This window comes from Paenibacillus sp. TSM33 (assembly GCF_056099025.1).
On the sequence record NZ_JBLZXB010000018.1, the window covers coordinates 312,775 to 332,056 of the forward strand.

Sequence of the window (19,282 nt, forward strand, 5' to 3'; positions counted from 1 at the left end):
ACCTCACTACTATATTGGTTTGTGTGTGCAATTCTTTTCAAGCTGCAAAAGCTTCACCTTCATGTCCAGCCCCCCACGATATCCGGTCAAAGCTCCATTCTTACCAATGACCCGGTGACAAGGGATGGTGACCAAAATCGGATTAGCACCAATAGCAGTACCTACCGCACGAACAGAGTTCGGCTTTTGAATAGCGTTGGCAATGTCTGAATAGGATTGTGTCTCCCCATACGGAATATTACACAGCGCGTTCCACACAGCCATTTGAAATGCAGTTCCCTGAAAGTCAAAGGGGAATGTAAAACGTGTGCGCTCCCCTTGCAAATATTCAATCAACTCCTTGGCATAGGGCTGTAAAATGGTATCCTCTTCAACTAAAGGACTGCCGGGAAATCGACTTCCTGCCCATGTAAGCAATTCCTCTACAGGTTGATTAAGCGAACCAACATAACATAATCCTTCCGATGTAGCTGCAATATATAAATTCCAATCCTCATGCACCAATAATGACCAATAGATCGTTTTATTCATTTGATATACCATGCTGTGTATCTCCTTTTTGAGTTGCTATGGATTCGAGTTGGCGATATTGCAATGGAGTGTAGCCTGTATTCTTTTTAAACAACGTAATAAAGTAAGGGGTATTGGACAGGCCTACGTTCTCCCCCACTTCCGCAACAGATTGTTGTGAGCAAATAAGCAGCTTCTTCGCTTGTTCCAACCTAGTACGCTGTATATATTCCATCGGAGTTACATGCATGATTCGCTTGAAGGTACGATGTAAATGATACGGACTTCCATGACTGATCTCTGCCAGGACGTTCAATGTTAAGCCCTTCATATAGTTCGAATCTACGTATTCTGCAACTCCTGCGATCCAGTCGTGATCAGGCAATCGTTGTCCTGTCGGTTTACATCTTTTGCATGGACGAAAATGCTCAGCCAAAGCCTGCTCTGCTGATATAAATAAACGGATGTTCTCTCTTTTAGGAGGTCGGGATTTGCAGGAGGGGCGACAAAATATTTTCGTTGTCTTTACAGCGTACAAAAATACCCCGTCATACGACTTGTCATTTTCTATAATAGCTCTCCACTTCTCGTCTGTTATGGATAAATCGGATGTTCTCATTTCAATCTCCCCTCTTGTGCAATGTACCCTGCCTCATACCTAAATTATAAACTAAACACTGAACATATGTACCCCTTTTGGAATGTAAAGGCAAGATAATGAAAAAAGATGACTCCATGAGGAGCCACCTTTAAATGTAGTAATCTATCTTAATTAGGCTTGGAGCTTACCTGGTTCAACCGTGATCTTCAACTCATCTGAAGGATGCTGATATGCCTGTGACCAATAATCTGCATTTGAAATTCCCGCCTGCTTCGGGTCAAATACCGGGTCTAGCCCTTGGCGCCGTTGCCGCTCGTAATCCTTAAGCACGAGAAGCGCAGGCTTGGCCAAAAGGATCATAGCAATCAGATTCACCCACATCATAATACCGACGCCCATATCCCCTAGTGTCCACGCCAAGGCCGATTCTTTGACGACCGTTCCATAAAACGTCGAACCCAGAATAACCAACTTTAACAGGAACATAGGCCATTTGGCTTTACGGTCGGCAATCAGGTAGGCCATATTGGTTTCAGCGATGTAATAATACGCAATAATGGTGGTAAATGCGAAAAAGAACAAGGTTATGGACAAGAGACTTGAGCCGAAACCCGGGAATACCGATTCAATAGCAGCCTGTGTATATTGTGTTCCTTCTTCAACACCCGGGAGATGCTGTACAATATAACCCCCACCCGGTCCCTTCACGTTGTACATCCCTGTAAACAAGACCATGAAAGCCGTGGACGTACAGACTAAAAAAGTATCTACATACACGGAAAAGGCTTGAACCAGCCCCTGTTTTGCTGGATGGGACACTTCTGCGGCTGCTGCCGGATGCGCACCAGAGCCTTGTCCCGCTTCATTCGAATAAATGCCTCGTTTTACACCCCAAGCAATGGCTGTCCCTGCTATACCGCCGAACACTGAATCTACACCAAAAGCACTGCGAAAGATCAGGGCAAATACCTCGGGAAGCGCAGTAATGTTCGTCATCATAATATAGAAAGAGACAAGGATGTAGCCCAGTGCCATAAACGGTATGACTACCTGAGCCACATTGGCAATTCTTTTGACACCGCCAAAAATGATAAGCGCCAGCAATACGACCACTAATATCCCAGAAACCTTCATATCCATACCAAACGAACTATGAAAGGCTACGGCGATGGAGTTCGACTGAGTTCCCGGCATCAGCAAACACATAGCGACCAACGCTACTACCGCAAAAATAACGGCAAACCATTTTAAGCCTGTTCCTTTTTCAATATAAAAAGCCGGGCCGCCTCGGTACTGACCATCACGCTTTACCTTATATACCTGAGCCAGTGTAGATTCAACAAACGCGGTGGCCGATCCGATAAAGGCCATGACCCACATCCAAAATATTGCCCCAGGTCCCCCCATACCGACTGCCAATGCAATCCCAGCAATATTCCCCGTCCCTACACGTCCCGATAGCGCCATCGTAAAGGCTTGAAAAGAAGAAACACCTGCCTCTGAGCTTTTTCCTTTAAAGACAAGGCGAATCATCTCTTTGAAATGCCTGATTTGTAAAAATCGAGTCATGATCGAAAATAATAGCCCCACGCCCAAACAGACATATACCACAGGATTGCTCCAAATGACGCCATTTACTGCCTCTGCCCACTTCTCTAACATTCCTTGTATTTCCCCCTGATCCATCAATTCATCTAGTCTATGTTTTCAGAAAATTTGCATAATTACAAAAAATTATAGATTAGTTTTTACAACCGTACAAGCTAATTTAATTGACATATTGTCAATTACAAATAGCCTTATTCGGCATCATAGGACGACAAAAAAGCTCTGATGATCCGAGAATGTGGATCATCAGAGCTTGGTCCTTACTTAAGGCAATCAGGCGATACCTTCTTGCTCATTATGAGCGCTAGAAAGTTTCAATAACGGTGCCTGCTCCGTTACCTGCCCTTGAGGGATGGGGAGGATTTCTGTATATTCAGAAGAATTTGTAATGATAACTGGCGTAATCGTAGGATAACCCTCTGCCTTGATTTGCTCAACATCAAATTCGAGTAGCAAATCTCCTGCTTTTACTTGATCGCCTTCTTTGATATAGGAAGTAAAATGTTTACCGTCCAGCTTGACCGTATCTACCCCGACGTGGATTAGAACTTCTGCGCCATGATGTGAAACCACTGCAAGCGCATGTTTTTTCTTGAACGCTACAGTAATGGTTCCGTCGAACGGTGCTACAACTCTACCCGTTGTCGGTTGGATGGCGATACCTTTACCCATAGCTTCCGCAGCAAATGCTGGATCGGGAACCTCCGACAGAGCGACCACCGTTCCTTCAATCGGGCTTAGTACCTCTTCATTAGAAGCTACAACTGTAGATATCGATTCTTTAGACGAATGGTCTGTGGTTTCTTCCTCTTCAACTGGATCTTCGAAGCCTAAAATATAAGTCAAGATGGCCGAAACCAAGAATGAAACGGTAATCCCTAAAATCAATCCTGGGAAGCCTTGTCCGCCAGGACCGTAAAAGATCGGCAAGGTTAGCAATCCAGGTGCGCCAGAGGCGAATGCTTGCGTCCCTGCTTGACCGATAATGGCACCACCGACAGCACCGCCGATAACACCGGCAATAAACGGGCGCTTCAGTGGCAGCGTAACCCCATAGACCGCTGGCTCTGTAATACCGAACAAAGCGGTAAGTGTAGCAGAACCTGCCAGCGTTTTCAGCTTTTTATTTTTCGTTTTCAGCATGACACCAAATGCTGCACCGGTTTGAGCAAAGATGGAAGCCGAAGCAGCAGGTTTAATACCGTCTCTGCCGTTAACAGCAATGTTATTAATAAATACAGGTACAAGACCCCAGTGAACACCGAAAATAACGAGCAACTGCCAACAAGCACCAAGAATTGCTCCAGCCAGCAGCGGACTAAAGCTGAACGCAGCAACGAGCGCGGTGGCGATTGCATTGCCCACATACACCCCAACTGGACCAAAAACCATCAGAGTCAGAGGAAGCATAATTACAAGTAGAATCAAAGGTGTAATAAAGTTTTTGACGCTCTCATGGATCAGTCGATTGCACCATTTTTCCAGCTTACTCATGACGATAACGGCTAAAATAATCGGGATAACGGTTGATGAATAACTCATCATCACAATAGGAATTCCGAAAAAGTCTGTTGCTGTACCTTCTGTTTTCAGCGTGACAATCGTCGGGTAAAGCAGCCCTCCGGCAATGGTCAAAGCAACGAAGATATTACCCCCGAATTTCCGTGCCGTTGTAACCGCTAACAAGAGCGGCAGGAAATAAAACAAGCTGTCGGCCGCAGCATACAAAATCATATAAGTAGTGTCTTTCGGAACCAGCCAGCCAAGGTTGCTCGCAATCAGCAGCAGGCCCTTCAAAATACCGGACCCCGCCATAACTCCGAGCAATGGTGCAAAAATGCTGGAAATTACGTCAATTACAGCGCCAAATCCTTTTTTGCCTTTAACTGAGTTCTCTTCTTTTCCAGTTTCATTCAAAATGTTGGATACTTGGCCGATGGCACTATATACTTCTGGTACTTTGTTGCCGACCACAACCTGGAACTGGCCACCGCTCTGCTTGACCGTAATAATTCCGTCGGTTTTCTCCAGCTTTGCCTTATCTGCTTTCGCCTCATCTTTTAGCACAAAACGCAGGCGCGTGGCGCAGTGTACGAGCGATACTACATTTTTTTCGCCGCCTACCAGGTGCACAATTTCTTTAGCCAGTTTTTCATAACTCATGATGGACACCTCCATGTTCTAAGGGGCTTTTTACATATTTAGGCACACAAAAAACCTAAGCCTTGAAAAATGGTGGGCACTTGAGTCCCGCAATTTTTCATGACTTAGGTTTTGCCTGCATAACCAGTAACAATCCCAGTTAAAACTTATTAAATTCCTGTTACTCACATAATACATTTAATCTACCATATTTGTCAACAAAAACATTTAAACTTTTGTTTTGATTCTTTTCGAATAGAAAGTTTAGCTTATCTGTTCACCACTCGTTCAATGTGCACAGTCAAATACAGCTTTTCTTCGTTCGTTAATTCATGATTGTATTCTTTTTTAACGAAAGTTCCGATTTTCTCCGTACAAGCGGCTGCATCCTTGTGCTTTTCCTTAATCAAGTCATATAAATGATCATAGTTATTTTCATAGTGATTTCCCTTAAATACGCGCTGAGCGAAAAATTTCAGATGCGTAATAAAGCGGAAATAACTTAGAGAATCCTCGTCAAAATCAACCTTAAAGTGGTATTTTGCGATATTGATAATTTGCTGGATAAACTTCGTAATGCTCATGGTCGTAATGACTTCCTCATTCATTTCAGCATTCACAATGTGAAGGGCAATATAAGCCGCTTCATCCACAGGCAGTTCAATACCGAGCTTTTGTTTGATTTGTTCCAGCGTTCTCAGACCAATCGCGAATTCTTCTTTGTACAGCTGCTTGATTTCCCACAATAACGCGTTTTTGATCTCCAGTCCTTCCCGGTACCTTTCAATAGCGAAATTGATATGGTCGGTCAGAGAAACATAAATATTTTCGTTAAGCTTTCTGTTCAGACTATGCTTAGCGTCATTAATGACTTCCTCCACAATCACGATCAAATCCAGCGGTACCTCACGCAGCAGCATCTTGAAGTTATCGGATGTCTGCTTGTTCTTCAGCGCAAATACCTTCTGAATTCTGGTTTCATCTACTTTGTCTCCAGGCTTTTTCTTAAAAGCAATCCCCCGGCCCATGACCACGAGTTCAGTACCGTCTGTTTGGTAAACACTAATTACATTATTGTTGATGACCTTTGCTATATTCATCTCGATCCCCCGTTCCATATGCCAGCAAGAGCCACTCATGCTCCATCCACTTTATTGCAAACAAAAAAACCGAAGCACGCCAAATAAACAAGACTGTAAAATCCGCTTATTCGTGGCTTAGGTTTTGCCTGCTATGCAGTAACAATCCTAAAAATGATGGAATTGCGTCAAGTATAGCCCGAAAAGGAACGATTGTCAACGCTTTCAATCTAGAAACAAAGATCGGAAATCCCCTTTGATCAGGGATGTCCGATCCTATTTTCTTGTGGTACGATTATTCGCCGAGATTTTCACCGTCGGAATGAATTACGTTTTTATACCAATCGAAACTTTTCTTTTTAATACGTTTCAACGAACCATTGCCTTCGTTGTCGCGGTCTACATAAATATAACCGTAGCGTTTTTTCATTTCCCCAGAGGAAGCGCTGACAATGTCAATAGGTCCCCAGCTGGTGTAACCGATAATTTCGACGCCGTCTTGAAGAGCCTCACCCATTTCGGCAATATGCCGCTTGAGATAGTCGATTCGGTAATCGTCATTAACTTCTCCTTCAGGCGTAACCACATCATTGGCACCAAAACCGTTTTCCACTACGAATAAAGGCTTTTGGTAGCGGTCATGCAATTGGTTGGCTGTAATACGGAAGCCTTTGGGATCGATCGTCCAGCCCCATTCGGACTTGTCCAAATATGGATTGGCCACGGAGCCGAATACATTACCGCTGGTCATATTTTTTACAACTTCCGGGTCTGTACTGGTTGTCCGGCTTGAATAGTAGCTAAATCCAATGTAGTCGACGGTATGATTTTTCAAAATGGCTGCGTCGCCGGATTCCATCTCGATGTTTAATCCATGATCCTTGAAGAAGCGCTTCGCATAACCAGGATATTCGCCGCGTGACTGTACATCGATGAAGAAGTAGGACTCACGGTCTTTTTCCATTCCCTGATACACATCTTCAGGGTTACAGGTATATGGATAGAAGCTGCCAGCAGCAAGCATACAGCCAATCTTCGCATCTGGAATGATCTCGTGGCATGCTTTCACAGCCAGCGCGCTTGCAACAAGCTGATGATGCGCAGCCTGGTACTGAATTTGTTTAATGTTTTCACCTTCTTGAAATACAAGCCCCGCGCCGAGAAACGGCAGATGGAGCAGCATGTTAATCTCATTAAACGTCATCCAGTACTTTACTTTATCCTTGTAACGAGTGAATACAGTTTTGGCATAGGTTTCAAACAGACCTACCAATTTCCGGCTGCGCCAGCTTCCATATTTTCCAATCAGAGCTACCGGTACGTCAAAATGAGCAAGGGTAACGACCGGCTGAATGCCATGTTTATGCAATTCGTCGAACAAATCATCGTAGAATTGCAGCCCCGCTTCATTGGGAGTAGCGTCTTCTCCAGTTGGAAAAATACGAGCCCAGGCAATGGAAACACGCAGCGCCTTGAAACCCATTTCTGCAAATAGCGCAATATCCTCGCGATAATGATGATAGAAATCAATGGCTTCATGGGAAGGATAGAATTCGCTTTCAAGTGGGTTCAGCGAAGGAACATTCCCTTTCATTATGCCTCTTCTCTTCTCTCCGGTAGGTAACAGATCTACCAAACTCAATCCTTTACCGTCTTCCAGATAAGCCCCTTCGGCCTGATTGGCAGCAAGAGCACCGCCCCATAAAAAGTCTTTAGGAAAAGTATAACTGGACATAAATGTTCTCCTTCCAAATGTGTAATAAAAGGGATACAGAAAGGGTGATAAACAATAAAAAAACCCAAACCAGCCTGATCACACTTACAGTGTAAACAAGCCAATTCAGGTTATGCCCTATCGGTAACATCCCACGAAAAGGTTATTCGTATTTGATTGAAACTCTAACAAAGATTTAGGAGCCTGTCAAATTCAAGTTGTAAAACTCAGGAAATATATCTCAATTTGATACGTTTTGAGGCTCTGTGAAGCGAAGACTTTACTGAATTTTCACTCTTATTTAAAATTCTAGCCGTTTCTTTTATGGAGTATCCTTGGACTACACGCAATTTAAGTACCGTCCTTTGCTCGGTATTACTTGCCATCAAAAGAATTCGATCGACCTCATCCTGAATTTCAAAATCGAGGGTATCCCAGTGATAGTAGACTTGCTCCTTACGTAAGAAATATTCCTCCATCTTTTTTCGTTTTCTTATTATATCTATGGCTAAATTTTTAGCAATTCTCAAAAGATAAAATCGGATACGATCTTCGGGCAAATCAGGGGAAGCTCTTATAAACCGAATAAAGCATTCATGCAACAAATCTTCGGCATCCTGTTTGTTATGCACTATTCTCAAAAGATAGCCAAGGAGTTCTGATTTATGAGATAAATATAGATTTTCCAGATCTTTAATGTCCATATTATTGCTAATCCTTTCTGTTTCGATGGGTTACGGTGTTCCCCTTGACTTAAAATACACTGGCTACTTTATAGTCTTAAATTCATATCCCTGCTTTTTTAAATATGTTATGATTTCAGGCAAGGCTTTAGCTGTTTCTTCCTTCCCGTAAGTGTCATGCATGAGTACCACTGCTTTTTCTCTAGTCCCAATGCTCTGCATAAATTCGTGTATTAATTCCTCGGCATTCTTAGATGTACCTTCCGCATCTTTAGGCAACACATTCCAGTCAATCTGATGATAATCCTTATCATGTAAAAATTTATCTAACGCTTCCATACCTTTGGGATCCTTTCTCTGCCACGTCAAATGGCCACCTGGAAATCGAATCACTCTTGTGGAAAAATCCTGTCCCAAAATTTGCTTTAAAATTTGATTTGTTTTTTCAATATCGCTCATAAAAATGCTCGAATTCACAGTCTGATTAGGATATAAATAACCATAATCATGTGAGTAGGTATGATTTCCGATAGCATGCCCTTCTTTAACTATTCTTTTGGTTAAATGTTTAGTACCTTCATTTTCTTCGACTGCTTTTCCGACCACAAAAAACGTCGCTTTTACATTTTGTTCTTTAAGAACATCTAAAATCTTAGGCGTCACGGTTACTGATGGCCCATCATCAAAAGATAAATAGACAACCTTTTTACCGTCTATCCCATCGGGCTTTTGACCTTGGATTTGCTGATTTAAGTACTTTTCAACAAATGCAGCATCCTCAACACCCGAAACATTTTTTACAGGGAATTCGCTCCCTTTGGATTCGTTATTTAATTTGTCGGTTGATACGGATTCTATTTTTTCTGCAAATTCAATCGTTTTGACTGGTTGTGGTTTACTACTGAAAATGTCAAAGAGTTTTAAAATAATTAGAACAATACAAATGATAATAATAAACAGTAGTCTTCTTCTCTTCCTCTTCATCCGATGAGCTCTGGTTCTATTTTGCACATAGCTTTTTTCCATAGTATATGTTCCTCCAAAATCTAGAAGCAGTTCACGTTTTATGTTGCGACCATGTGCCAATTCAATTATTCGTATCTCAATGCATCTATTGGCCTCAAACTTGCTGCTTTATAAGCCGGATATACTCCGAATAGGATGCCTGTGCCCGCAGAGCTAAGAAACGAATATATGATAGGCGAGATTGTAAATTCAATGGTCATATGCGCAGCCGCCTCAAGTATTTTGGATGCTCCTATACCTGTAACAACTCCGATTGTGCCTCCTAACAGACCAAAAATGATCGCTTCAGACAGGAATTGAATCATAATATCTCTCGGCTTGGCACCAATGGCTTTCCGAATACCGATTTCTTTTGTACGCTCTATAACTGAGACCATCATAATATTCATAATTCCGATTCCCCCTACCACGAGGGATATCGCGGCTACCCCACCCAATAGGCTGGTCATAATACTATCTACACCAGAAGCTGCACCTGCTGCCTCTGACAGACTCATAATTTGAAATTGATCTGGTTCCGAAGGTTTTAGCTGGTGTGTCACACGCAAGCTTTCCAAGATGTCTAAGCGAGCCTGATCCATCAAGGCTGGTGACTTGGCAGACACGTCCAATCCGGTAATATTCTTCTCACCCAGACGGTTCATCATGGTTGTAGCAGGGATGTAAATTTGTTCATTACTACTGTAGCTTAAGTTCGTAACTGGCTGAGTATCCAATACTCCGACTACCTTGAAAGGGATCTGCTTAATTTGAAACGTCCGTCCCAATACATTTTGGCTATCTCCACCAAAAAGACGTTGAACCGCTTGGCTTTCAAGTATGGCGACATTCATGCGTTTGTCCATCTCATCGTTGGTAAATGTTCTACCCTCGGCAAAGGAAAACTTTTTGACCTTATAGAATGAAGCGGAAGTTCCTACAATAGTGGCGTTATAGTTATATCGCCCCCACGTAGCTTTTGAATTGCTCGTTATATTCGGCATTAATGCATCTATAGACTTCTTTTGTTCCAACGCCTCGACATCAGCCCAAGTAAATGATGGTGTGTGGTCATAATCTATTTCACCATCGACCATTGTCATAGCCGGCGCAACCATCAATACGTTATTTCCTAATTTATTAATTTCCGCCTTTATGCGGGCTGTAGATCCGTTTCCGATCGCCATAATGGCAATAACTGCTGCCACCCCGATAATAATACCGAGTATCGTTAAAAATGAGCGTAGCTTGTTAGTGAATAAGCTATTCATGGATACACGGATGGTTTCCATTACATTCATAGGCTTACCTTCCTTGATGAAATTCGTCTATTTGCAATAGGCTCATCTCGTTCAATATTACCATCCCGAAAGCTGATCAATCGTTTGGCATATTCAGCAATCTCCAGCTCATGCGTGACCAAGACGATGGTTTTCCCCAGCTCATTCAAGCCTTGAAATAATTCCATAATTTCGATACTTGTCTTCGTATCCAGGGCTCCCGTAGGCTCATCCGCCAGCAGAATAACAGGATTATTCACCAATGCCCGGGCAATGGAGACACGTTGCTGCTGACCACCAGAAAGCTCGTTAGGCTTGTTGTACATCCGTTCTGCAAGGCCAACGCTGCGTAGTGCCTCTACGGCTCTTTCCCGACGCTCCTTGGCAGGTACACCTGCATACATCATAGGCAGCTCTACATTTGCTAATGCTGTAGTTCGGGGAAGTAGATAGAATTTCTGAAATACAAAACCCAGCTTCTGGTTTCTAATCTCCGAAAGCTCGTTCTCTCTAGCATCCAATATGGAGTACTCATCCAGGTAGTACTCTCCGGTATCGGGATGATCCAGGCAGCCAATGACATTCATCATGGTAGACTTGCCCGAACCAGAGGGCCCCATGATAGCAACAAACTCCCCTTCGCTAATAGATAAATTAACACTGCGCAGAGCCTGAATCTTCTGTCCGCCTACCTCATACATTTTTTTCAGTTCTTTAATTTCGATTACAGCTTTATGGGATTGAGTTTCACTCATTGTGCCTGCCCCCCATCAGGGTCTTGACCCTCTGGACTGCCATTCGAACCAGCACTACCACCCTGAGGTGGGATCACAATGATCTCACCGTCCTTGACACCAGACTTGATTTCCGCCTGATCTGCTGTATAGACACCCAGTTTCACTGGTCTAAACTCATAATCCGCCGGATTCGCCGCGTTCTTCGCCACATATACTCCATCCACACCGCCTTCAGATCTCAGTGCAAACAGCGGCACAGATAACGCATTTTTGTGTTCAGCTAACAGAAGGGATACATCCATATTCATCCCTGGTTGCAGCCTTATCTTTTGGCTATCCAAAGACAATTCGATTTTGTATGTAGTCACATTGGATTCGGTAACCGGCTCTGGAGAAACAAAGAGGACTTCGCCTTTAAATTGTTTGTCCGGAAATGAATTCGAGTGCATTGTCGCCTGAAGTCCAGTCTTCAATTTAGCAATATCACTTTCATTAACCTTGGCAAGAACCTTCATAGCCCCTGTATTTGAATTATTCATTACAATAAAAGGTGCAGTAGGACTGGTACCCACATCGCCGTTGACCTTCAAAATGATCCCGTCCCACGGCGCCGTAACCTGTAATTTACTCAGGACACTTTTTTTCTGCTCTAATGCCGTTTCAGCCTGCAATAAAGAAGCCTGTGCGGATTGGATGTTGGAAGCTTCGGGCGGGGACTGTGCAGCCTTTAATTGTATTAAAGCTGTTTTATAGCCCATTTCCGCCTCTTCGATCGCCTCAGTTTGCTTGGTCTGTGCCTTCTTGTACTGCAGCTCCACATTGCTCATATCCAATTTTGCCTTATCCAGATTTTGCTTGGCTGTTGCCAGGTCACTTTCTGCTGCCGCATCATTCTGAACCAGATAAGCCTGGTCATCATAATCCTTCTGAGCCTTATCCAAAGTCACCTTGGCCGACTCCTTTTGAGCAGCGGCTTCTTCCAGCTCAATGGAATCCTTGGCTGTTTTAATCGCCATTTGCGCCTTTAGGACATTTGCCTTCTGGAGCTCAATATCACTGGGCTTTGGTCCACGCTTGGCTTCCTCCAGCTTGGCTCTGGCAATCGCTACATTGGATTCAGCATTCTTAATTTGTAACCTGGAATCCGAATCATCCAAACGTGCCAAAACCTGACCCGCTTTAACGCTATCTCCTGCTTTGACATTCACAGCGACGAGCTTGGCACCCTCTACATTTGTAAAATTAATATTCACTTCTTTGGAAGCCTGAACGGTTCCAGTTACTTTAAGCGATTCGGTCATGTTTGTTTTCTGTACCTGTACGATCTGGTTGGCAGAGCCCTGCACAGGCTTTTCCTTATTCCTATTCATATAAACCGTACCGCCAATCCCCACAATAATGATCAGGACAAAAATGCCTATGATTCTTTTTAGCCATCTTCTCTTTCTTACTACCTGCAATGCATCTTTCTTTTCTGTTTCCGACAATGTTATATCCCCTTCAAAAGTATTTTCCTAAAACCTATACGCTCCACGGTTTGTTTAAAGCATGTTGAAGCATTGTCATTTGAACAATCAGTTCATCCATATTCCGTTCGATTTGCTTCACTTTTAACTGATTCGTAGCAACTTCTGTCCCTGTGGCAAATCCTCGTTCCTTTTTTTTAAGAGAAATGCCTAATACTTTATTAGCGTTCTGCAAATTACTCTGCATCTGTTCGTACTGTTCATCATTTTGCTGTAAGTTAAAGTACATACTCTTCAACGTTTCTGCCAATTGATCTTTGGTATTTTCCAATCCGCCTTCTGCTGAATCTACATCAATCTGCTTAATTTCATAATCATCAGTTCCTGAATTCCACGTGTAATATTTAACTTCCATCTTGGCCAGCTTGACCGCCTCCTCCTGCCTCCATACTGAAGGACTCGCCGAGATTGCACGCGTCACAAGCGTATCCAAATTTGTGTTGTCCATCTTCCGATAAACAGGTCGATCAACCAGTTCATATACCGTACCTTGAGGTTGACCCATTTGCGTATTTAATGAATCCATCGCTTTTCGCAGTGCAGTTTTTGCAATCTCTACATTTTTTTGTGCTTCTATACGATTCTGAATAATAGTGCTCCGATCACCTGGTGGGATTTTCCCGCGGTTAGCTTTCGCCTCAGCAGCCTTTTCCTCTAATAACGCGAGCGAAAGTGCATCCTCACTACTCTTCACTTTGTTATCAGCCAAAAGTACATCGTAATAGTTTTTCATTGCAGCGTAGTCTGTCTGATCTTGGGCAAGTTCAATTTGCTTCTTGGATTCCAGATAAGAAACCGTCGATGAAGCATACCCCTTCCAGGCTGAACTACTAGCCGCATCCTCTTCACCGTTGCCTGTACCTGCCGGAATAAAATCCAGATTCTTACCAGCATTTTTTAGGTTAATCCGGTTACGATCTATCGTTTGCTGGGCCTCCTTCAAGCTAAAGCTATTAGACCGCGCCCATTGCTGCGCTTGACTCAGTGTTAATTTCACACTTGTATTGGAAGCCTGCTGCTGCCCCTCTGCTTGAACAAAAGACTCTGAAAAGGGGCTGACCGACAAGGCCAGCAGCAATAAAATGAACACACTTTTTTTCATGATATCCCCACTTTTAAAATATGGTATCGACTTGAATAGAATTCACTAATTTGTTGTTATATGAATTTGATATCTTCTGATAAACAAATTCGCCCTGCACCTACTCGTCAAGGCTCTCAGCCCATTGAGACCTTATTTTGTATTTGATGAAAAATTCCAGAAAGGAGGAGTCTAACCCTACCCTTCTGCAACTTTTTTTCATGTGGCTTATCGCTCTTTACAGCATCTTTAAATCCAATTGACGAAGGTACAGGAAACGTACAATAAGAAAGGAAAAGAATTGAATTACCCAAAAGCAAATCATAATTTGAATAAGCGTAAGATGAAAGGGTACTACAGATGGTTCTGACATAACTAAACAAAGCACTATTCCAATGGATGAAACGACTAATGGCAAAAGAAATAGGAATGCAATTTGTCTGGATGCAGCTCGTCTCATTTCCCTTGAGCTTAGTCCAATTTTGGATAAAGCCCGGTATATTTCCTCATCCCGTTTAAGATCTACATACAATCTGAAATAAAGTAGGCTTACTGTGCTTGCCAACATAATGATGGCGATAAATCCGCCAATAAATTTACTAATATTCAGATCCATCTCCGATGTCAGATAATCCACTGCTCTAGAGTTAAGCGATCCTTTATTCACCTTGTTGGCCAGCAGGGAATACAACCACACCTCTTCTTGGGTCTCAGAAGTTTCCAATGATACTTGGCCACTCTTCCACTTAGGCACAAAATAATAAACAGATTTGTATGCCAATGGAACATTGAAATACTGTTGTTTAACTAAATGTTCGTAAGTTTGATCTGAGACAACAAGCAACCTTCCTAGTTCAGAAATGATGTTTCCATCAAACTTTATGCTATGGTCTATCTTCTGAGTGCCCACAATCTGGATACCCGTAATTCGGGATTTCCCTTGATTGTAAGTTAGCTTTTTTTCAAAAAAGGTTTTCTGTTCTTCTAAAGACATCCCGTTTGAATCAAAAATGAAAAAGCCTTGATCATCTCGAAGCGCAGGTACCTGTATTTGTTTCTTTAATTTAGAAGCAAGAGGCTCATAGTTGGATTGTTTCATCACAGGTGCCAACTGTTCACGAAAGGGAAAGATCAGTACTTCACTTTTCGAATAATCCACCCCAGCCTTATAAAGATTTTGATCAATCTCATCTTCAAGATCTATGGAACTTACAACATCAGAAAAAAATGCAAATGAATAAGACTGCTCCCTAAGAAATCTATTTTGCTGCTGCATGGAGTCAAAAGTTGAAGCTGCTCCTAGAAAGGAAACGATAGAAATTAGGGTAACCAATGTAAACAGCCCGGCATTATTCCTCATTTTGTATGTGATTTCAGAAAGCCATAACAAACGAGTTCCACTCCAACACCATTTCCTGTTGGCTCTAAACAATTGAACGAATAATACACATGATTGGGCATATAGTAAGTAAATTCCAATAAACCCCATTACAATCGTATATTTAAATGTGTCTCCAACTGAATAGTGCAACATATAAAAGGATAGAGTCCCCAAACGATACGGTGCCAGATAAATATATGGTGGAAAATCCAGCTTCATTAAATATACAGCCGCTCCTATTAGCGCTATTGCAAGAAAGGACAGGCTCCATGAAGCTTTGGGCTCTTTTTTGAGCTGAGGAACCTTGCTAAAAAGCTGCTGTAATTTAGATTGGCGTATGAAGAAAACAGATACAAGTGAGATTAAGGTAAACAAAAACATAAAGCCAACTACGGTGAAAGCCAGTGCTTTCCAAGGAAAATAAAATGTTAAATACAGCCCTGTGGCACTGGAGCCCAAAAGTAGAAAGAATTTTGCGGAAACAAATCCTCCCGTAATCCCGGTAATCAAGGATAAAAAGCCTATAATCAGATTCTCATAAGCAACCAAAAAATAAATTTGTCTGCGATGTGTCCCCAAAATAGTCAGTATACCGAATTCTTTTTTACGTGCAGCAATAAAAATATTGTTTGTGTATAATACGAAGAAAAAGGAAAATACAAAAATCAATAGATCAGCAACTTGTAATCCCTTTTTTACATTAAAGGCCATGATTGCATTGGAGACATCCGGGTGAAAAATAAACATCGCATATACGAAAAAAATTGTAATCATCAAAGAGCTGCTTAAATAATAAGGTACATAAGCACGCGCATTATGCTTGAGATTATTCCATGCTAACAGACGAAAGCTCATGTGCATGTCTACTTCCCCCCAGAAAGGAGAGCATATCTATGATTTCCTGAAAAAATAATTGCTGACTGTGACTACGGTGGATTTCATTAAATAACTCGCCATCTTTAATAAAAATTACCCGATCACAATAGCTGGCTTCCAAGGCACCGTGTGTTACCAGCACGATTGTGGAATTGTCTACGCGATGGATGAGTTCTAACATTTCCATCACAACTCGTGAAGATTTGGAATCGAGATTTCCAGTTGGTTCATCTGCCAACAGGAGTGAAGGAGAATGAATAATAGCTCTGGCTATAGCTGCTCTTTGCTTTTGCCCCCCTGACACCTCAAGAGGCCGTTTGTCTAAAATATCTGCAATATCCAGTTTCTTCGCTACCTCTTCCAGTTTGTGTCCCATTTCCTTTAAGCCTTTTTTATTCAGCATCAGAGGAAATAGTATGTTCTCTCCCAGACTAAGAGTTTCCAGCAAATTATAGTCTTGAAATACAAGCCCCAATTCTTTGCGACGAAATAAAGCGAGCTTATCCTTCTTGAGCAGATGTGGATTTTCCCCATTAATGCTAACCTCGCCAGAAGTCGGCATATCAATGGAGGAAATCATATTTAGTAATGTTGTCTTCCCACTACCAGACGGACCCATAATGCCTACAAACTCACCTTGTTGAATCGTTAAATGGATATTGTTGAGAGCTCGGTAGGGAACCTTACCATAGTATATTTTGGTGACTTGATCCATTCGTACAATCTCCATCGTTCATTCCTTTCTTTTTCCTATGTCATGATCATAATTCATCCAGAGGGATGAAGCGATCGATTAACATTACAGAAACCTTAAATATGTTGTAAGGTTCTTATTTGTGAATTGAAAACAAGATCTCAACCGTCGTTCCTTCACCAATCGTCGATTTCAGTTGAATGTCATGACTCAGCCTTTTGCAGATTTCTGACACCATGTACAGGCCCATTCCGGTAGATTCACTATACTTCCGTCCATTTTCACCTGTGTAATAAGCCTCAAATACCCGTTCCATATCTTTTTTAGGGATACCGATTCCTTCATCCTGTACTTTCAGCACAAACACTTTATCTCTTATCTCAGATATCAACTTCAGACTGTGGGCATGACCTGAAGAGTATTTCACCGCATTGGTCACCAATTGATTAATTATAAATCTTAGCCATTTGGCATCGGTAATCACACTCAACTGCTCGTCCACTTCATTGGAAGGATAAATTTCGTTACGAATCAATAATCTTTTGTTATCATAAATCACTTCACTAACCAGCTTTCGTAATACAACAGGCTCCACATGAAAGTCAGGTTCAAAGGCCTCCAATCGTGACATATATAAGATCATTTCCAGTCCTTTTCCCATTCGATCAATCTCATCATGAATCTGATCCGACTCGGGATCTATTTTTCCTTTGAGAATTAAATGAATAACAGAGAGGGGAGTTTTCATCTGGTGAACCCACTGGTTAATAAAAGTAATGTGATCACGCTGTTGATGCTCTAACTGATGAATTCGAGACTGATACAATCGGTAAAATTGTAAAAGCAAATTCTGTAAAGAAGAGGCAAGAGGATTAAGTACCTTCATCTGAATGAGTTCATCTAGATCTCTAATATTTGCAGTGGAAAGTAATCGATATAAACTAGAATACATGACGTACCGGAACAGTAAATAGATCAGCAATATGGAGGTCCCAAAAAAGACGGAATAAAGAGCAGTAGACAAGTTATGATAACCATCCATCCAATAAATGCTTAACACAAGAAAAAGTTGGACGATATTGAATATGATCATTGAGAAATGATCACGCCAAAAAAGCTTCACTGTTCTTCCTCCTCAGTCAAGTGCAGCCGATATCCAGCTCCTCTAACCGTCTCTATGATATCCTCCAACCCCAACTCGGCCAGCTTTTTACGGACACGAGTAACATAAACATTCAGTGTATTTTCACCGACATATTGGTAATCATCCCATAAAGCTTCTAAGAGATGAACTCTCCCTACAACCTGCTTTGGATATGTCATCAGTAGCTCCAGTAGCGCAGCTTCTTTATGGCTCATCTCTACCTGCTTGTCATGAAACACAAGCTCCATAATGTCAGGATATAGAGTCAAGCCTGACACTGTTATGGAGCGTGATTTTTGGGCAACTGCATATAAACCGTAGGCACGTCGCAGATTACTTTCTATTTTGGCTAACAGTACTTCGGGATGAAACGGTTTAGTAATGTAATCATCCGCCCCGTTTTGCAAAGCAATGACCTGATCCATTTTATCATCCCGCGCGGACACAAAAAGGATAGGACAAGTAGATTGGGTGCGAATTTGCCTACACCAATAAAATCCATCGAAACGAGGTAAATTCACATCAAGTATGACCAAATCAGGCTTTACTTCCTGAAAAGTACTCAATACCTGATCAAAATTTGAAACGACAACTCCTTGATAACCATACTTTTCAAGATAGGATTGGAGTAAAGAGCTAATTTGAGGGTCATCCTCTACGATTAATATTTTATGCATTGTGTTTTCTACCTTCTTAGTGCTTGAATTTTTAATAATATGATTTTCTCTATATAATGCCTTGATTTAATCATCCAAGCAATAACAACAAGCGAATTCCGTTTAATTGTAGATTAAGAGGGTTTCGTGGTGTAAATTAAATCCTGAATTATATGCATGGTGCCATACACCAGTGTGATTAACATAATCATTATAATGGCGATAACTATTACTGTAATGATGATCCCTTTATATTTTTTTAATATTTCATCACAACATAATTTGGACTTTAATTGTTCTTTGATTTTATGCTTTGAATAATTCATATTTTGCTCACTTCTCTCCTCGGCTCGCTATTTTTCATACTAATTAGCTTCTACCTAAGGAGCAACAGCCAAAGCTTACAAAAACATTACTTTGTTGTAAGGTATAAAGAATTCAGAACATCAGGAGGGTGTGTCTTTATAAAAAAATGAGTCAGGTTCTATGACTCGACTCATTTTCCGTATTTCTAGTAATCCCACATAGGAATGTCTCGGACTCATGCCTCTTAATTTTGACTTGA

The 19,282-nt window shown here is 41.8% G+C and carries 16 protein-coding genes; all 16 read right to left on the reverse strand.

Features of this window, described 5'->3' with window-relative positions; translation table 11 throughout:
• Positions 1–9: 9 nt before the first annotated feature.
• The 16 genes from ACN6NF_RS20510 to ACN6NF_RS20585 all read right to left on the reverse strand — a co-directional run bounded on the left by ACN6NF_RS20510 (position 10) and on the right by ACN6NF_RS20585 (position 18,738).
• Complete coding sequence (locus ACN6NF_RS20510) at positions 10–543, reverse strand: methylated-DNA--[protein]-cysteine S-methyltransferase (protein ID WP_474319353.1); 534 nt, start codon at positions 541–543, stop codon at positions 10–12.
• Positions 524–1,129 carry a bifunctional transcriptional activator/DNA repair enzyme AdaA gene (locus tag ACN6NF_RS20515; protein ID WP_474319354.1) on the reverse strand — a complete coding sequence of 202 codons (606 nt, stop codon included), beginning with the start codon at positions 1,127–1,129 and terminating at the stop codon, positions 524–526. Before ACN6NF_RS20515 ends, ACN6NF_RS20510 begins: the two co-directional genes overlap by 20 nt.
• Before the next feature lie 153 nt (positions 1,130–1,282).
• Complete coding sequence (locus ACN6NF_RS20520; protein ID WP_123797632.1) at positions 1,283–2,773, reverse strand: alanine/glycine:cation symporter family protein; 1,491 nt, start codon at positions 2,771–2,773, stop codon at positions 1,283–1,285.
• Between the two features lie 219 nt (positions 2,774–2,992).
• The gene (locus tag ACN6NF_RS20525) at positions 2,993–4,882 is read right to left on the reverse strand and encodes a beta-glucoside-specific PTS transporter subunit IIABC (RefSeq protein WP_474319357.1); all 1,890 of its coding nucleotides are present in this window, start codon (positions 4,880–4,882) and stop codon (positions 2,993–2,995) included.
• A 248-nt stretch (positions 4,883–5,130) separates the two neighbouring features.
• Entirely contained in the window at positions 5,131–5,961 is an 831-nt protein-coding gene (gene licT / locus ACN6NF_RS20530; protein ID WP_474319359.1) for a BglG family transcription antiterminator LicT, read from the reverse strand.
• 274 nt (positions 5,962–6,235) lie between these two features.
• Positions 6,236–7,675, reverse strand: a complete 1,440-nt coding sequence (locus ACN6NF_RS20535) for a 6-phospho-beta-glucosidase (protein WP_474319361.1) — start codon at positions 7,673–7,675, stop codon at positions 6,236–6,238.
• A gap of 206 nt (positions 7,676–7,881) precedes the next feature.
• Positions 7,882–8,358 carry an RNA polymerase sigma factor gene (locus ACN6NF_RS20540; protein ID WP_474319363.1) on the reverse strand — a complete coding sequence of 159 codons (477 nt, stop codon included), beginning with the start codon at positions 8,356–8,358 and terminating at the stop codon, positions 7,882–7,884.
• 63 nt (positions 8,359–8,421) lie between these two features.
• Complete coding sequence (locus tag ACN6NF_RS20545) at positions 8,422–9,363, reverse strand: polysaccharide deacetylase family protein (RefSeq protein WP_474319365.1); 942 nt, start codon at positions 9,361–9,363, stop codon at positions 8,422–8,424.
• A gap of 65 nt (positions 9,364–9,428) precedes the next feature.
• The gene (locus ACN6NF_RS20550) at positions 9,429–10,643 is read right to left on the reverse strand and encodes an ABC transporter permease (protein ID WP_126666218.1); all 1,215 of its coding nucleotides are present in this window, start codon (positions 10,641–10,643) and stop codon (positions 9,429–9,431) included.
• Complete coding sequence (locus ACN6NF_RS20555; protein WP_016819949.1) at positions 10,640–11,377, reverse strand: ABC transporter ATP-binding protein; 738 nt, start codon at positions 11,375–11,377, stop codon at positions 10,640–10,642. Before ACN6NF_RS20555 ends, ACN6NF_RS20550 begins: the two co-directional genes overlap by 4 nt.
• Positions 11,374–12,846: an efflux RND transporter periplasmic adaptor subunit gene (locus tag ACN6NF_RS20560; RefSeq protein WP_474319368.1), complete on the reverse strand. Its 1,473-nt coding sequence runs from the start codon at positions 12,844–12,846 to the stop codon at positions 11,374–11,376. The genes ACN6NF_RS20555 and ACN6NF_RS20560 overlap by 4 nt, the downstream gene beginning before the upstream one ends.
• A 34-nt stretch (positions 12,847–12,880) precedes the next feature.
• Complete coding sequence (locus tag ACN6NF_RS20565) at positions 12,881–13,987, reverse strand: TolC family protein (protein ID WP_474319369.1); 1,107 nt, start codon at positions 13,985–13,987, stop codon at positions 12,881–12,883.
• Between the two features lie 217 nt (positions 13,988–14,204).
• Positions 14,205–16,208 (reverse strand): ABC transporter permease, encoded by a 2,004-nt coding sequence (locus ACN6NF_RS20570; protein WP_474319370.1) that lies wholly within the window; start codon positions 16,206–16,208, stop codon positions 14,205–14,207.
• Positions 16,174–16,953 carry an ABC transporter ATP-binding protein gene (locus ACN6NF_RS20575; protein WP_025365805.1) on the reverse strand — a complete coding sequence of 260 codons (780 nt, stop codon included), beginning with the start codon at positions 16,951–16,953 and terminating at the stop codon, positions 16,174–16,176. The genes ACN6NF_RS20570 and ACN6NF_RS20575 overlap by 35 nt, the downstream gene beginning before the upstream one ends.
• Before the next feature lie 100 nt (positions 16,954–17,053).
• Positions 17,054–18,040, reverse strand: a complete 987-nt coding sequence (locus ACN6NF_RS20580; protein ID WP_474319371.1) for a sensor histidine kinase — start codon at positions 18,038–18,040, stop codon at positions 17,054–17,056.
• Positions 18,037–18,738, reverse strand: a complete 702-nt coding sequence (locus ACN6NF_RS20585; RefSeq protein ID WP_123797643.1) for a response regulator transcription factor — start codon at positions 18,736–18,738, stop codon at positions 18,037–18,039. Before ACN6NF_RS20585 ends, ACN6NF_RS20580 begins: the two co-directional genes overlap by 4 nt.
• Between the last annotated feature and the right edge of the window lie 544 nt (positions 18,739–19,282).

Coding starts and splice junctions, on each gene's coding strand:
- ACN6NF_RS20510 (WP_474319353.1), bottom strand. CDS start 543: ATGGTATATCAAATGAATAAAACGATCTATTGGTCATTATTGGTGCAT.
- ACN6NF_RS20515 (WP_474319354.1), bottom strand. CDS start 1,129: ATGAGAACATCCGATTTATCCATAACAGACGAGAAGTGGAGAGCTATT.
- ACN6NF_RS20520 (WP_123797632.1), bottom strand. CDS start 2,773: ATGTTAGAGAAGTGGGCAGAGGCAGTAAATGGCGTCATTTGGAGCAAT.
- ACN6NF_RS20525 (WP_474319357.1), bottom strand. CDS start 4,882: ATGAGTTATGAAAAACTGGCTAAAGAAATTGTGCACCTGGTAGGCGGC.
- licT (WP_474319359.1), bottom strand. CDS start 5,961: ATGAATATAGCAAAGGTCATCAACAATAATGTAATTAGTGTTTACCAA.
- ACN6NF_RS20535 (WP_474319361.1), bottom strand. CDS start 7,675: ATGTCCAGTTATACTTTTCCTAAAGACTTTTTATGGGGCGGTGCTCTT.
- ACN6NF_RS20540 (WP_474319363.1), bottom strand. CDS start 8,358: ATGGACATTAAAGATCTGGAAAATCTATATTTATCTCATAAATCAGAA.
- ACN6NF_RS20545 (WP_474319365.1), bottom strand. CDS start 9,363: ATGGAAAAAAGCTATGTGCAAAATAGAACCAGAGCTCATCGGATGAAG.
- ACN6NF_RS20550 (WP_126666218.1), bottom strand. CDS start 10,643: ATGAATGTAATGGAAACCATCCGTGTATCCATGAATAGCTTATTCACT.
- ACN6NF_RS20555 (WP_016819949.1), bottom strand. CDS start 11,377: ATGAGTGAAACTCAATCCCATAAAGCTGTAATCGAAATTAAAGAACTG.
- ACN6NF_RS20565 (WP_474319369.1), bottom strand. CDS start 13,987: ATGAAAAAAAGTGTGTTCATTTTATTGCTGCTGGCCTTGTCGGTCAGC.
- ACN6NF_RS20570 (WP_474319370.1), bottom strand. CDS start 16,208: ATGCACATGAGCTTTCGTCTGTTAGCATGGAATAATCTCAAGCATAAT.
- ACN6NF_RS20575 (WP_025365805.1), bottom strand. CDS start 16,953: ATGGAGATTGTACGAATGGATCAAGTCACCAAAATATACTATGGTAAG.
- ACN6NF_RS20585 (WP_123797643.1), bottom strand. CDS start 18,738: ATGCATAAAATATTAATCGTAGAGGATGACCCTCAAATTAGCTCTTTA.